The sequence below is a fragment of the Candidatus Dormiibacterota bacterium genome, from assembly GCA_035536395.1.
Classification (GTDB): Bacteria; Patescibacteriota; Saccharimonadia; order UBA4664; family DATLOE01; genus DATLOE01.
On sequence record DATLOE010000018.1, the window covers coordinates 56,900 to 70,425 of the forward strand.

At 49.6% G+C, this 13,526-nt stretch carries 14 protein-coding genes and 1 tRNA gene; 5 read left to right on the forward strand and 10 right to left on the reverse strand.

Translation table 11 applies throughout. The features are described 5' to 3' along the window. Position 1 precedes the first annotated feature (1 nt). The 3 genes from VNA68_03125 to VNA68_03135 all read left to right on the forward strand — a co-directional run bounded on the left by VNA68_03125 (position 2) and on the right by VNA68_03135 (position 1,301). Positions 2–77: transfer RNA gene (locus VNA68_03125), tRNA-Ala, on the forward strand. A gap of 63 nt (positions 78–140) precedes the next feature. Then, positions 141–851, forward strand: a complete 711-nt coding sequence (locus tag VNA68_03130; protein HVE81098.1) for a GDSL-type esterase/lipase family protein — start codon at positions 141–143, stop codon at positions 849–851. A gap of 51 nt (positions 852–902) precedes the next feature. Further along, entirely contained in the window at positions 903–1,301 is a 399-nt protein-coding gene (locus VNA68_03135) for a cupin domain-containing protein (GenBank protein HVE81099.1), read from the forward strand. 73 nt (positions 1,302–1,374) lie between these two features. On the opposite strand, the gene VNA68_03140 is transcribed toward VNA68_03135, so the two are convergent. From VNA68_03140 to VNA68_03170, 7 genes are all read right to left on the reverse strand, one after another. Continuing rightward, on the reverse strand, positions 1,375–2,235 hold the full coding sequence (locus VNA68_03140; protein HVE81100.1) for a hypothetical protein: 861 nt from the start codon (positions 2,233–2,235) through the stop codon (positions 1,375–1,377). Positions 2,236–2,308: 73 nt separating this feature from the next. Continuing rightward, entirely contained in the window at positions 2,309–3,565 is a 1,257-nt protein-coding gene (gene obgE, locus VNA68_03145) for a GTPase ObgE (protein HVE81101.1), read from the reverse strand. Positions 3,566–3,641: 76 nt separating this feature from the next. Beyond that, a complete protein-coding gene (locus VNA68_03150; GenBank protein ID HVE81102.1) occupies positions 3,642–4,844 on the reverse strand; it encodes a LysM peptidoglycan-binding domain-containing protein in 1,203 nt (400 codons plus the stop codon). A 368-nt stretch (positions 4,845–5,212) separates the two neighbouring features. Continuing rightward, positions 5,213–6,214: an endolytic transglycosylase MltG gene (mltG, locus tag VNA68_03155; protein ID HVE81103.1), complete on the reverse strand. Its 1,002-nt coding sequence runs from the start codon at positions 6,212–6,214 to the stop codon at positions 5,213–5,215. After that, the gene (ruvX, locus tag VNA68_03160) at positions 6,195–6,605 is read right to left on the reverse strand and encodes a Holliday junction resolvase RuvX (GenBank protein ID HVE81104.1); all 411 of its coding nucleotides are present in this window, start codon (positions 6,603–6,605) and stop codon (positions 6,195–6,197) included. Before ruvX ends, mltG begins: the two co-directional genes overlap by 20 nt. Then, positions 6,605–8,227, reverse strand: coding sequence for a hypothetical protein (locus VNA68_03165; protein ID HVE81105.1), 1,623 nt, complete (start codon positions 8,225–8,227; stop codon positions 6,605–6,607). The genes ruvX and VNA68_03165 overlap by 1 nt, the downstream gene beginning before the upstream one ends. Continuing rightward, positions 8,227–9,504, reverse strand: a complete 1,278-nt coding sequence (locus tag VNA68_03170) for a cell division FtsA domain-containing protein (protein HVE81106.1) — start codon at positions 9,502–9,504, stop codon at positions 8,227–8,229. Before VNA68_03170 ends, VNA68_03165 begins: the two co-directional genes overlap by 1 nt. A gap of 152 nt (positions 9,505–9,656) precedes the next feature. Here VNA68_03170 and VNA68_03175 point away from each other — a divergent pair, with 152 nt between their 5' ends. Then, positions 9,657–10,115 (forward strand): hypothetical protein, encoded by a 459-nt coding sequence (locus VNA68_03175; protein ID HVE81107.1) that lies wholly within the window; start codon positions 9,657–9,659, stop codon positions 10,113–10,115. A 95-nt stretch (positions 10,116–10,210) separates the two neighbouring features. On the opposite strand, the gene VNA68_03180 is transcribed toward VNA68_03175, so the two are convergent. Continuing rightward, positions 10,211–10,381 carry a hypothetical protein gene (locus VNA68_03180; GenBank protein ID HVE81108.1) on the reverse strand — a complete coding sequence of 57 codons (171 nt, stop codon included), beginning with the start codon at positions 10,379–10,381 and terminating at the stop codon, positions 10,211–10,213. A gap of 196 nt (positions 10,382–10,577) precedes the next feature. Here VNA68_03180 and VNA68_03185 point away from each other — a divergent pair, with 196 nt between their 5' ends. Further along, positions 10,578–11,063: a hypothetical protein gene (locus tag VNA68_03185; GenBank protein ID HVE81109.1), complete on the forward strand. Its 486-nt coding sequence runs from the start codon at positions 10,578–10,580 to the stop codon at positions 11,061–11,063. A gap of 48 nt (positions 11,064–11,111) precedes the next feature. Here the strand turns inward: VNA68_03185 and VNA68_03190 are convergent, their stop codons facing one another. Both VNA68_03190 and VNA68_03195 read right to left on the reverse strand, forming a co-directional pair. Continuing rightward, complete coding sequence (locus VNA68_03190) at positions 11,112–11,714, reverse strand: class I SAM-dependent methyltransferase (GenBank protein HVE81110.1); 603 nt, start codon at positions 11,712–11,714, stop codon at positions 11,112–11,114. Then, complete coding sequence (locus tag VNA68_03195; protein ID HVE81111.1) at positions 11,711–13,525, reverse strand: alanine--tRNA ligase; 1,815 nt, start codon at positions 13,523–13,525, stop codon at positions 11,711–11,713. The genes VNA68_03190 and VNA68_03195 overlap by 4 nt, the downstream gene beginning before the upstream one ends. Position 13,526: the final 1 nt, after the last annotated feature.

Below are 13,526 nucleotides of genomic sequence, written 5' to 3' on the forward strand. Positions count from 1 at the left end.
TGGGGCATTGGCGCAGTTGGTAGCGCGCATCCATGGCATGGATGAGGTCATCGGTTCGAACCCGATATGCTCCACCAAAATGATTTAACGGCTAGCTTGGGCAGTTGTGTCCGGCAGCATTATGGGCGCTAGGTACTGAAATGAAACGGGCTACGATGATATTGCTAGTATTTATTCTGGTCTATGCCATATTTGAGATTATAAGGGTTAAAATGCTGATTAGCCGCGCCAATAAGCTGGTTGTGCAGTCTAAGCCATACGAACAATCACAAGCTAAACCTCGTTACCGTGTACTTATTATCGGCGACAGCACGGGGGTCGGCACGGGGGTTAGTAGTCCCGAAAAGTCATTAGCAGGCCTACTCGGCGCTGAATTCCCTGAAGCTGAGATTATTAATCGCTCTATAAACGGCTTGCGCAGCGACCAGTTAGCGGAAAGTCTTGAAAGTCTTCCAGAGAGTAAGTTTAATCTCGTAATCATCCACATCGGTGGCAATGACCTGATTCGGTTTAAATCTCTTAGGAAAGTGCAAAGTAATATCAAGCTGGTTTTGGACTACGCCAGCAATAGATCGGACAAAGTTGCACTATTCACAACCGGCGACCTGAGCAAGACAAGCTTCTTCCCTCTGGCGGCGAGACCCTGGTATGGAAACTCTTCTTCTCGTTTACGCAGCAGTATGAAGAAGCTAGCCACCGAATATGACAATGTCGCTTATATCGACTTATTTAGCTATCCTGATCTCAGCGAAATAAATGGGTATGCCGTAGATGGTCTTCATCTCAATGACGCAGGATACGGGTTATGGTATAAGGCTCTGAAAGATACAATAAAAAAGCCGCTATTTTGAACTTACCCGTGCGGCAATCACGCTATACTAAATACATTATACGAGAATATTATGAGCGATTATTCGATAGTTAAATTAAGCGAGGTCAAAAACTTCTTTAAGGAGAAGGGCTGGCCGGGCGAAATGCGGTTTATGTCTAAGCCGCTAGCAACCGAGCAGGTGGCAGTGAGCTACCGAAAGATGCCGACCGGTAGCGGTGGCAAGGGCGGCTACGGCCACCGGCACAAGGTGCAGGAGGAGGTTGTGTTTGTGCTGGCGGGAGAGCTGGAATTCAAGCTAGATGACAAAATAGAGAAAGTTAAAGCCCCGGCGGCGGTCCGCATTGCACCGCATGTCTTCCGCTCCATCTGGAACAGTCAGCCCAAAGAGGCTGAACTGCTGATTATTTCTAAGAAAATCGAAAACTTAGATGATGATGTGGAGTATAAAGAGAATTTCTGGCCGGAATAGAAAAAGGCTCTGCAATATGCAGAGCCTAAGTCTTGTATCTACGCCAATCTTGATTCGAGTTCGCTGAGCTCGCCTATGAGATCGGGGGTTCTTCAGGCCAATCGGTATAGAATTTTATGTCTTTCGGGTCGACCTGCTTTAGCCCATCCAGTATTTTTGTTACCTCCGCACGAGAAATAGCGTTATAGGTGATAATAATCGTGGTTTGGTCTCTAGTTACGATTCCAATATGATCATCTTTGGTGTAACCACGATCTATATCTCTATCATTAAGCGAATACCAGTAGTGCGTGGGGTCCTTGTAGATCTTTTCGCATCTAGGATGGCCCTCAATTGTTGTTACTACAAAAGAATTGGAGAATAAACACTTGCCATCTTCTTCCACAATTTTAGTTTTTGCCATTTCTGTAATCTCAATTCTTTTTTTCGCTTGAGTATTTCGATGTTTACCAGGTGATCCGTTGTAATAACGGAATTCAATAGTCCGCGAGAAATCATTAACTTTGTTTTCAGCAAGCTGGTATCCTGCTGGCAAGTATTTAGGCTCATAGACTGGGAAGTTTATTTTTGATAACTTCTGCTGATTTACATTTTGAAAACGCTGGCCCCCCATTGTCTTGGTGATCATTGAGTAGGCAAAGAAGGCCAGGCTGGTAAACACTAAAGCGCCAACTAGCATGATAATCATAAGTCTTTTGATACTAATCTGCCACTTAAAGATTCGCTGACCAACTCGAGCCAGGATAAAAAGCAAGATAATCAAACCAATCAGATAACCCGCCCAGCTAGCGAAGACAAGGGCATAAATAATACTGCATTGTATTATGCCTTCACAGCCTAAGCCGAAAGCGTATGTCGGCGAGGGAGTCAAAAATAATGATGCACTGACCAAAAACCCTCCCAGTATTGAGGCTATTTTTGTTTTCTTGGACATTTGACGATACCTGCTTTCGAATTACACATGCTATATGGTTTACCATAATTGTAATGTTTAAGAGGTAACTCGTCTACCAGGTGAATTTATGATGGCCTATATGAACAATATCGCCCGGGTTTATGCCCTGACGGTCAAGCTCACGGGTTACGCCGACTTTTCGCAAAATATCGCGCAGGCGCTCCACGGAGGCATCATTACTCCAATCGGTTCGGGTGGCAAAGCTTTCTATCTTCTGGCCTTCAATTCTATAGCCCTCACCCTCCGAAATCACCTGCCACAAGTCTGGCTGCGTTGCCTCATCTATTACCGGTATGGCGGCTTCAACACGGGCCTCTGCTTGCTGCTCTCTGGCAATTTTTACTAATTTTACAGTTTCGGCCAACAGCTCACTCAGCCCGGTATGGGCGGGGGCAGAAATCGTATATACCGCTTGGCCCGCGGCCTTTTTTATGGCCTTCTGCTTAGACTCCAGCTCTTTTTTATCCACGGCATCGGCTTTGGTTAGAATAACCAGCTGCGGCTTGCCCGTAAGGTCGATCTTATACTGCGAGAGTTCGCCCATGATCGTTTTGTAGTCACTTATTACATCTTCTGAAGTGGCATCGATTAAGTGCAGAATTACGGCAGTTCTTTCTATATGGCGCAGGAATTCATCGCCCAAGCCCTTGCCCTGGCTGGCGCCTTCTATCAGCCCAGGGATATCGGCTACTAAAAAGCTGTAATTGCGAAAATCGACTACCCCCAGATTGGGGATTAAAGTCGTAAAGGGATAATCGGCAATTTCGGGCTTGGCATTAGAGATAACCGAAAGCAGGGTAGATTTGCCGGCATTCGGCAGGCCCACTAAACCGACATCGGCTACCAGTTTTAGTTCCAGAGTCAGCTGGCGGTGCTCCCCCGGCTCACCTAATTCTGCTGCCCGGGGTGCTTGGCGGGCAGAAGCGGTAAAGTGAGCATTGCCAAAGCCGCCGCGGCCGCCGTGGGCAATGATCTGGCTCATACCCTCTTGGGCTAGGTCCCCCAAAAGCTGATCGCCATCCCAGATAGTCGTGCCCTGCGGGACTTTAATAATTACATCTTCGCCGGCTTTGCCATGTTTGCGGTTTGACCCGCCCGGCTGACCGTCGCCAGCTGCTAGTTTGCGCTTGCGGCGGTACTCGGCTAGCGTGTTTAAGTTGTGATCGGCTTCAAAGACCACATTACCGCCCCGGCCGCCATCGCCGCCATCGGGGCCGCCCATAGCCCGATACTTTTCATGGCGGAAATTCACCCGGCCATCACCGCCTTTACCGGCCTGTATTTCGATTTCGACTTTATCTGCAAACACGTCTTGTTTACTCTTATCACCTTATTATAACTAGAAAACCGCTTCTAAGAGCGGTTTTCGTAAGATATGTGTTTTATTAATAGATATATTTGAAGCTTGAAGCCGGTACAGTCCGCTTAGTAACCCTGTTCCAGTTACCGTTGTAGTTCATCTCCGAAACGGTCACAGAATCACCGCTGACTGCCTCTACGTAGGCAACGTGGCCGTAGTAACCGCCGCCGCCCCAGGCAATGGCACCAACTGCTGGAGCCGAACCGGTTTTGTAGCCGCCAGCCCGCGCGTTGTAGAGCCAGCTGACAGCGTTACCCCAGCCCGAAGGCACTGGGCGCCGCATGGCTACATAGTAAGTACAGTAACCGTACGCGTAGTTGCCGCCATTGCCGCCGATGGTAAATTTACCACCTGCAGGCGTGGAAGCCGAAGCAACTGCTTGGGTTGCTGCCGGGCGCCGACCAGGCTCATTAATGACGCCGTCAGGTATTACCACTGTATCACCGGCTTTGAGACCAGTAACTTCCGCGTTATTAAAGGCAATTATCTGAGCCGCATTAGATTGGTACTTGGCTGCCAGGCTATCGGCGGTTTCGCCGGCTGCTAGCTTGTGCTGCACGCCCGAGACAGGCAGTATGGTCAGTTTTTGGCCGACCTTCAGAGCTTCGTCGCCCTTTAAGCCGTTAGCCCAGCGAACAGTGTCGGTCGTAACGTTATATTTGGCAGCTAATGTGGCCAAAGTATCACCGGTCTCTACCTTGTGAGTCTTAATGTCACGACTTACAACACCGGCTGTGTCTACCACTGCGCGGTTAGCCAGAGTGTCATCGCCCGCAGTTATAATGCTGGCTTGTGAATTCAAGGCCTGAGCGGTACTGGTGGCCTCCGAAGCTACAAGTAAATTAGTTTGATCGGCAACCTTTGCAGCCACATCGGCTGAAGCGGCTTCGTCTAATACGGAGCCGTATCCGCCTTGGCTGGCTAGGGGGCTGAGGCGAGTAGTCTGACCGGTAGAACCGGTGAGCACTACGGCCAGCACTAAGCCAACCCCAACGGTGTGCGAAACATACCTGGGAGTTGCCTTAAACCCGGCTAGGGCCTTGATTGAAGTTTGAATAACGCGCCCTAAAGGTGTGAGGGTCGCGGTTTTTTGATTTTTTCGAGTTTTGGGTAGACTTACTACCTGCGGAAATTTTAGTTTGGAAGTCGATCCGGCACCCCTGATTCCGAACCCTAAGGTTTGAAGTGAGCTACCAACAGCTTCTCTAGTACTAATTTTATTCTCCACCCCATCCGCTTATGCGGACTTTAAATGGGTTTAACTTGCTTGTATGTCTTTCTTCCGCACATATATGCGGAAAGGGACAGATTCGACCTAAGTTAACTCTCCGTGCGACATTTCAAACAGGTAATTGATAGACGTAAAAGCAAAACCAACTGATGTAATAACCCTTACGCTTATCAATGTACTCGAGTAGTGTAACAAGCGTGGCAAAGACTGTCAATATGGTGTTTTTGGCTCTAGTGAGCCAAAAAACGACAGTTTTCAGGGTAATTTTAATTAAAAATGACATTTTTGACGAAATATGGTGTAATAATATAAAGCTTATGCTCTAAGCAGTTTAAAAAAGGCGGCTAGGAAGCCCTAATCTGGTATTACTTCAGGTATTTAGCGATATTCTGCTCGTGCTCGGCCAAGGTTTTAGCAAAATGATTTTTGCCATCCTTACCGGAAATAAAGTAGAGGTAATCATTCGGCTTGGGGTTGGCCACGGCGCGCATTGCAGAGATCCCAGGATTACAGATAGGCCCGGGCGGCAGACTGTTAACTTTATAGGTGTTATAGGGCGAATCAATCCCGACATCAAGCTGTTTTTTGCCAATCAGCTCGCCGGCATAAGCTGCAGTTGGATCGGCCTGCAGCGGCATACCCCTTTTTAAGCGGTTCAAGTATAACTGGGCTACCATCGGACGGTCTTCCTCTTGGTGTACTTCGCGCTCAACGATTGAGGCCAGGGTAAGGCCCTGGTGGAGATTCAACCCTTGGGCAGCCCAGCCGTCTGTTACCTTAGATTCCTTAATTTTAGCCCCGAAATTTTCGAGCATTTCCGCGACTAGCAGCTTTGCCTGTACCGGTTTAATAAGATCGTAACTGTCTGGAAACAAGTAGCCCTCCAAGGAAACTTCGGCCGGCTTGGATGCTAGAAAATCATAAGTGTACGGCTGTCCCAGTGCGGCATCGAAATCGGCCGGATTAATTCCCTTATCTCCTAAAATCTGCTTCATCTTAATTATCGTCGTCCCTTCCGGGAATACTGCTCTGTTCACCGCTACCCTCCCTTCGGCAATTTTTTTGGCTATTTCTCTGGTTGATTCATTGGCTGCGAATTCATAACTGCCGGCCTGCAGCCGACTGCGCAACCCATGCAGTGTGACGTATATATTAAAGGCCGGGGCGCTTCTAATCAGCTTTTTGGTTTTCAGTTCCCGAGAAAGCTGCTCCACACCTACACCTTTTTTGAGCACATAGGTTTTAGATTCAGCAGAATTTAAATTAATCGGCCTCAGACTCAACTGATACCAAGAGAAAAATCCGAACAGCGCTCCCAAAACGACCGAACCGGCCAACATAATATAATTACGCGGTATCATATTCATTCAGATAATCCTCCAAAATAATTACGGCCGCCTCTTGGTCAACCAAACCCTTCTCTTTACCGCGCGCCTTTTTTGCACCCAGCCGATCTATAGCTGCCTCGCTAGTGCCAGCTTCATCGACCATCTCAACCGGTACGCCTAGTTCAGCCTGCAGCTCTTTGGCAAAGGCGGCCGCCAGCTTTGTTTGAGCCGTTTCCTCCCCCTCGAGGCTCCTGGGCAGGCCGACCACAACAGTATCTACATCCTCTGACGCCACTATTTGCTTGAGGCGCTCGAATAAATCATCATTATTGGAAAGAGTAGTGAAGGGTACTGGAAATTTGGCTTCCATGTCGGCAAAAGCCAGGCCAACCCGCTTTAAGCCGTAATCAATGCCTAGAACTTTAGCCATTACTGATTGTTTTCACCTAGGCCTGCGACCTTAATCTCTATCTTAATCCGCTTAACCAGCGGCGGCATATTGGTGGCCCAGACCGGAGAGAGCTTAATTTCAGCCCGTTCCACTCCAGGCTGGCGGGCAGCCAGCTCCACAGCTTCACCATACTTCTTGCCTTTCATTTCTTTGGCTAGGCTGCCGCGGTCGATCCTCGCCCCGGCGTAAGCCTCCACCGCGGCATCGAACTTACCACCCTCTTTCTTGGTCAGCTTAATGGTATCCGTGCCATCATCATAAATCTCATTCTGGTCGCCTATCTGCTTCTGAATCTGCTTTTTGACCAGTTCCGAGAATTGGTTTTTATCAACCGCCAGAGCAGTGTAGGCGACCTCCATATTGATAGTCACTTGAGCGCCCTCTTGGTCAACTCCTGGAGTAGGAACGGCCGCGGTCACCTTTTGCTCAATCGATTCATTCAGCACCCGTTTGTCCTTGGCTTTAGCAACAAGCTCCTTGGTTGAACCTGGCTTGTCTTTCTCCAAGGCCGCCGTTTTGGCCTTATCTATATCACTTTGGGTTACCACCTGAATCGTTTTGGTCGTACCGCCCTGCATTTGAGTGCCGCTGATCCTGAAATTAGAGTTTAGCGCCGGACTGGTATAGCTCCTGGGTCCCAGATTGTAATCATCGCCGTTTTGGGCGGCTGTCACATTCACATCAACAGTAGATGAATTACAGACGCTGCCACCGCCGCTAAATGACCCGCCAGGAACAGTTACAGCATTGTCTGTTGTGAAGTTCTTACCCGAAGCGGTCATTACGGTTCCGGCCGGCAAGCTGCGTGAGCTGGAATCCTCACAGTTTTTAATACTGACCGAACCGCTTGCCTTGGTACCCACATCTTTTTTGCCAGTAGCCGGTCCTTTGGCCGTTAGGGTTTTGGAGACGTCCAGAGCAGTCGCCGGTATAATGCCGTCTTCATAATGAGGCTCCTGGGCATTAGTATCGGCCGTAAAACTGAAACTAGCATTCACCTGAGCAGCTTTGGCGAATAATGTTACCTTTGCGCTAGCCAAAAAGTAATTAGCGGCCAGTAAAAGAATGAGAGCAACTACACCAGCAATAATCCACAGTGTGCGCTTCTGCAGCTGGTTAAAATCCGGTATGCGCTTCTTCTTAGCACCAGCCGGTTTAGCGGCCGCGGCTAGGGGAGTGGCGGCTGGCTCGGCCAGAGGGGTCTTGTGTACGGCGGGCGGTTCCGGCTCTGAGTGGACTGGCGGGGGAGGGGGAGGCGGGGGAGTACCGACTTCCCCTGCATCTACCTCCTCTTCTGGTCCCACCGGAGCTGCCGAGGGCGGGATGCGCGGCTCTTCGCCAACCTTGGAAGCAACTGGTATCCCCACCCGGCCGGCCAAGTTACTCGCCTGCTTGTCGTTGGTTACCAGTACCAGCTTCTTGCCGGCATCATCGGCCGCTTTTTTAATCAGTTTCTGGTTTATGACAGATTGGAAAAGTGTGGAGCGTCCAGCCGCTACCACCTGCACGGTATCACTGTCGAAATGCAGCAGCTTATCTATCGCCGAAGTAATGTCTTCGTCGGTTTCCAGGTATATTGCGTTGTCTTTGTTTGCTGCCATTATGCCTGTAGGGTTTTGCTTAATTTTTGCATAACACTTTCCGTAATGCTACCGGTATTAATTACATCCAGGCCCAGGTTTGCCAGTCCCATCGGGGTAATATCGGCATGGCTTGTCAGTTGGCCGGTCTTATCTACTACCCTATTCACTTCCTTGGGAGAAATATGGCTCACGATAGGCTGGCGGGCAAAATGCAGACGTTTGTACCACTCTCCCTGTAAAGCCTGTACCACTTGGGGTAGACCGGTACCGCCACCACAAAGCAGAATTTTAGCCGGCAGGTGGTCGAGCCGGGTGAATTCGGCCAGCGAAAGCTCCACTCCGGAAAGCCAGACATTAATGTCGGCATTCACGGCCTCTTCGACTGCCTTACGGTCCTCCGGCTTCTCCATTTTACCGGCCGAATACTCCAGTTTCATCTGCTCGGCTTTCTCAAAGCTGACTCCAGCAATCTGGGCAATACGCTTGGTAAACGAACGGCCACCAATAGCAAACATTTTAGTGCCCTCTACGCCACCATTATTTACCACGGCTATATCTGTAGTGCCGCCGCCGATATCTATGAATATGGCGCTGAAATCCGCCGATTGATCATCTCCTACCGATTTAGCTACAGCAAACGGCTCGGCCGCGATATTGATGAGGTTCAGATCTAGATTATTAGCCACGCTCTGTAGTGCGCCAATGTGCACCATGGGCGCAAAGGCGTTAAAAAGCTGAATCGTTACATCTCTCCCCTGGAACCCAATCGGATTGGTAACCCGATAGCCATCAATCTGCACATCTACAATTGCGGTATTCACCATCTTCACATCTATGTCCTGCTGGCCGGTTTCCCAAGCCAAATTCTCTTTGGCCTTGTCGTATGCTTTCACCTGTACGCGATCTAAGATTTTGCGCAGCTCGAGCATTTCTATACGATCGGTGGGGTTCGTCCGCTTGTATCTGACTGTGGTAGAGGTGCCCTTTACAAGTTCCCCGGCAATTCCCACCACCGCATCGCGGGCCACTACCCCACTCATCTTTTCGGCTGCTTTCAGGGCAGCGTCGCAATTATCTACCACGCCGGCAATATCTGTGACGGCACCAGACTGCATATCGGTCAGCCTCTGGCGCTGCCGTCCTACACCGAGTATTTCTACAGTTTGATTACCGCCCGGATCGCCGACAACCTGGCCAACCAGCGCCTTGACGAATTCGGTGCCGATATCTAGTGCTACCAGATATTGCGCGGCTTGACCGCCCTTTTTAAATTTTTCAATAAATTTTAAAGCCATATGCCCTTTTTTAGCACATTCACTCTCTTATTTTAACCTTAACCAGCTCCGATTACCATAAGCAGATTGGCCCATTTTGGAATTGACAATTTAAACCTTTTGTGCTTAAATACCCCTTATCGGTTTTGTCCCGCGTACCCTTTGGAGAGGATATGATCATCAACCAGGACTTGCTCACAAGAGTTCAGCACTGCTATGACTCATGTGACCCACAACGATTCGCATTCCGGATCGTCGGCAAGATGCTCACCAATGAAGACGAGGAATTGGTAGCTGGCCAGTTGAAGGAGATACAGAAGCTTGTGTACTACCAACTGGCGACTTGCGAGGAGGGTACGACAGCAGAAGTGATACTTGATGAGCTCTGTTCGCGCCATGAAGTACAGCTTTTAACCCACCAGATACTAGCCATTCTGGCTATGCCATTTGGTACTAGAACAGTTGTGATTCAATATTACGACTGCGTTGGAGGCTCGTTCTGTTGGGATGAGCTGGAGGAAACACTCCCGCCCGACACCCGCCGGCTCAACGAAGAAAGTCTTTTCTGGACCGACATCAAGAGCCGCAAAAAGCGCCGCCGTGGAAATCTGCGGCTAGTGCACAGCGCTTGACCCAACCCCACTTAAAGCAAGAACACTTGCCCTAGGCGGGGTTCTTGCTTTTTAAAAATAAAAAAATCGCCTCTGTTTTGGAGGCGAATTTTTTACTACTGTGAGACTTGGGCTGTGGAAACGCTCTGGGCGTTTGACCCCTGCACCGTCAGCTGTCCGGGCGGATGCTGCACGATGTAGACTGCAACTGTGATGATGGCTGCAAAAAGCAACCCGATGGTCAGCTGCAGAACAGCAGACCCGCTGTCTGCATGATCGTTAATCATTTTGTTTTTCCCCTCTTATTTGTTTTTGTTCTAAAGGTTACTTTAAAAGTATCAGAAACGCTTATGCTTTGGCAAGAGTTTTTTTCGTTTTTATAAATAAAGGTGTGATTCACCAAATTTCCGTCACTAAACATTGACATTTTTGTCATATTTTGTAATTATTCATCCATTCTATCCCCATCCTGGAGGAGGGAAGTTGACAGCTGAAGCGACCGTAACCGATGTACGTATCTCAGATGATGAGATAGTGCGTACCGTTCGCCGGTGCCAGCGAGAACTCAGAGACGCCAGGCACCGCTGCGTTCGGAGGCTATGCGAACTCGTTCTGGACAGAGAACCCACAGTTAAGGAAGTGAGCCTGATGGTTCACCGCCTGCGCCATCTGAGCAAGCAAGGAAGGCTTCGCTGCAGCTGGAACAAAAAGGATTTGATCGTGGCAATCAAGCCGCCTCGGCAGAAGCGAGCGGCAAGAGAGGGTTCTAGGCACCAGAAGAAGCATCCGCCCAAGACCCGGCCGCATAAGGTTCGGCCGGCACTGGCAACGGTGGGCGAGGTTCGCTCCTTCAGTCCAGACCCCCCGCAGCCACCACGGCAGCGGATCACCGGTCCGCGGAAAAAGAGAGTAGTCCATGGCGAAGACCTGAGCTACCTCATGAGCTCCAACCGGGCAGCCGGCTTCTAACCCGCCCTTTGCAGAAAATCCCGTTCTGCCAAAGGGCGGGATTTTCTTTTATAGCTTTTCTGCAATAATGTCGTAAGCTTCAATTTTGACTATATGGGGTACGTATTTAGAAACAGCCGAACCCTTTTTAAACGACCGGATGACAAAGCCTATGTTGGTCAGCATCTTCCTGATATCTTCTGATTTATATGAGTATTTATCAAAAATGTATTCAGACATTTTATGAACACCGCCGCCCGCGGTATAGCCGATCACTAAAACCCCTCCGGGCTTCAGCGCTTTAAACGATTTCGCTAGTAATTTTTGCAATAGTGATTTATCTAGATACTGAATGAGGCGGGTCATTAGGATCGCATGGTATGAATCTGATTTAAGTTCAAAGTCGCTCACATCGGATTTCACAAAATTAATCCGGGATTTCACTTCAGGATCTGTTATGGCTGATACCCAGCTCAAATCAGCCAGGTCCACGGCGTCTACCTTGTGACCTAAACCAGCCAGGTGGATTGCATTGCGTCCGCCCCCGCAGCCTAGATCTGCCACTCTGGATTCAGGTAGTAAACCAGGCTCAATAGCCCGCACAACTACGCTTGGGTTAGCGGTGTTTATATAGAACTGCCTGCTATCGTAAGCTCTTTGCCACTCGTTCACTTAACTGTTGCTTTTATACGGCGCACGCCTGCGCTGGAAGATTCTTCTTTTGTGATTTTAAATTGGCCTATCTCCCCCGTGCGCTCCACGTGCGGTCCGCCGCAGATTTCCACGCTGTATGGCTTTTGGCCAGGCTTACCAATTGTATAAACTCTCACCGTCTCGCCATACTTATCGCCAAAGGCCCCTTTAGCCCCAAGCTTAAACGCCTCTTTGGTAGGATGCTCATTCATGCTCACTGGCAGGTTGGCCTGAATCTGCTCGTTTACTATCCGCTCCACCTCCCTCTTCTGCTCATCGGTCATCTTTTCAGAATGAGAAAAATCGAACCGTAGCCTGTCGCTATTCACGTTCGAGCCGCGCTGCACCACGTGTTCGCCCAGTACCCGCCGCAATGCCTCGTACATCAGGTGGGTGGCGGTGTGGTGGCGGATTGTACCTGATTCATGGTCGGCCAATCCCCCTTTAAACTCCCCCGCCCCGGCCGTACGCGAACGCTCACGCTGCTGGTTCATTAAGCGCTGAAAATCTTCATCCCACGCCGGGTCGATTGGGATCTTTAAGGTCTTGGCATCTTCAATACTAAGCTCTGGCGGAAAACCGTAGGTATCAAAGAGAGTAAAGACGATTTCGCCTGTGAGTTTATCTTTCGCGATTTTGGTAAACTCTCTCACTCCCCTCTCTAGAGTCTGGCGAAACTGGCTCTCTTCCCGGCTCAAAACATCCAAAATTTGATTCCGGTTTTTCTCGAGCTCGGGGTAGGCCTGTTTGTAGAGATCTATTATGGTCGGCACCACGTTTTCGCACAGGTCAACGCGGATGCCCAACACCAAGCCTTGCCTGATGGCGCGGCGCGTAAGCCGGCGCATGACATACCCCCGTCCGATGTTGGAGGGAGCTAGACCATCAGCTGCCATAAATACGGCACTGCGCAAGTGATCGGTAATAATCCTCCCGGCGCGGCCAAGATCGCTATCTATCTCGTGGTAGACCTGCTCAAACTCACGGTCTGCTACCTCGAACACCTTATGGGTAATGGCTGCCAGTTGGTCGGTTTTAAATACGGAATCAACTCCCTGTATCATGGCGGCTGTGCGCTCGAGGCCCATACCGGTATCCACGCTCTTGGTTTTAAGCGGAGTATACTCCCCGCCTGTCTCGCGCTGATACTGCATAAAGACGTTATTCCAAATTTCTATGAACTGGTCGCTAAATGGATCGAATTTCGGCTGCTTCTCTTCGCCAATATAGTAGAAAATTTCCGTATCCGGACCGGCCGGGCTGGTTTCGGCGCCGGTAATCTCCCACCAATTGTCTTTTTTGCCCAGAGCCATAATGCGCTCACCTTCTTTGGCCTCTATTCCCAGTTTTTTGAACTCGTTCTGCCAGATTTTTATAGATTCATCATCTTTCGGCACCTGCGCCCCGCCCTCATAAACCGTAATGTAGAGCCGGGTTGGGTCGAGCGCCAGCCACTTTTTATCTACCAAAAATTCCATGCTCCAGGCAATCGATTCGTTTTTAAAGTAATCGCCCAGGCTCCAATTGCCCAGCATCTCGAACATTGTCAGGTGACGGTTATCCCCCACATCCTCGATATCTACGGTACGGATGCATTTTTGGCTGTTAGCTAAGCGCTTGCCCTTAGGGTGCGCGGCGCCAAGCAAATACGGCACCAGCGGCTGCATACCGGCGGTGGTAAACAGTACGGTGGGGTCATTCTCCAGGTAAACCGGAGCCGAGGGAATTATTTCATGATCTTTTGATTTAAAGAATTCCAGAAACTTCTTGCGGATCTCATTCGTTGTCATA

Coding starts and splice junctions, on each gene's coding strand:
- VNA68_03130 (HVE81098.1), top strand. CDS start 141: ATGAAACGGGCTACGATGATATTGCTAGTATTTATTCTGGTCTATGCC.
- VNA68_03135 (HVE81099.1), top strand. CDS start 903: ATGAGCGATTATTCGATAGTTAAATTAAGCGAGGTCAAAAACTTCTTT.
- VNA68_03140 (HVE81100.1), bottom strand. CDS start 2,235: ATGTCCAAGAAAACAAAAATAGCCTCAATACTGGGAGGGTTTTTGGTC.
- mltG (HVE81103.1), bottom strand. CDS start 6,214: ATGAATATGATACCGCGTAATTATATTATGTTGGCCGGTTCGGTCGTT.
- ruvX (HVE81104.1), bottom strand. CDS start 6,605: ATGGCTAAAGTTCTAGGCATTGATTACGGCTTAAAGCGGGTTGGCCTG.
- VNA68_03165 (HVE81105.1), bottom strand. CDS start 8,227: ATGGCAGCAAACAAAGACAACGCAATATACCTGGAAACCGACGAAGAC.
- VNA68_03170 (HVE81106.1), bottom strand. CDS start 9,504: ATGGCTTTAAAATTTATTGAAAAATTTAAAAAGGGCGGTCAAGCCGCG.
- VNA68_03175 (HVE81107.1), top strand. CDS start 9,657: ATGATCATCAACCAGGACTTGCTCACAAGAGTTCAGCACTGCTATGAC.
- VNA68_03180 (HVE81108.1), bottom strand. CDS start 10,381: ATGATTAACGATCATGCAGACAGCGGGTCTGCTGTTCTGCAGCTGACC.
- VNA68_03195 (HVE81111.1), bottom strand. CDS start 13,525: ATGACAACGAATGAGATCCGCAAGAAGTTTCTGGAATTCTTTAAATCA.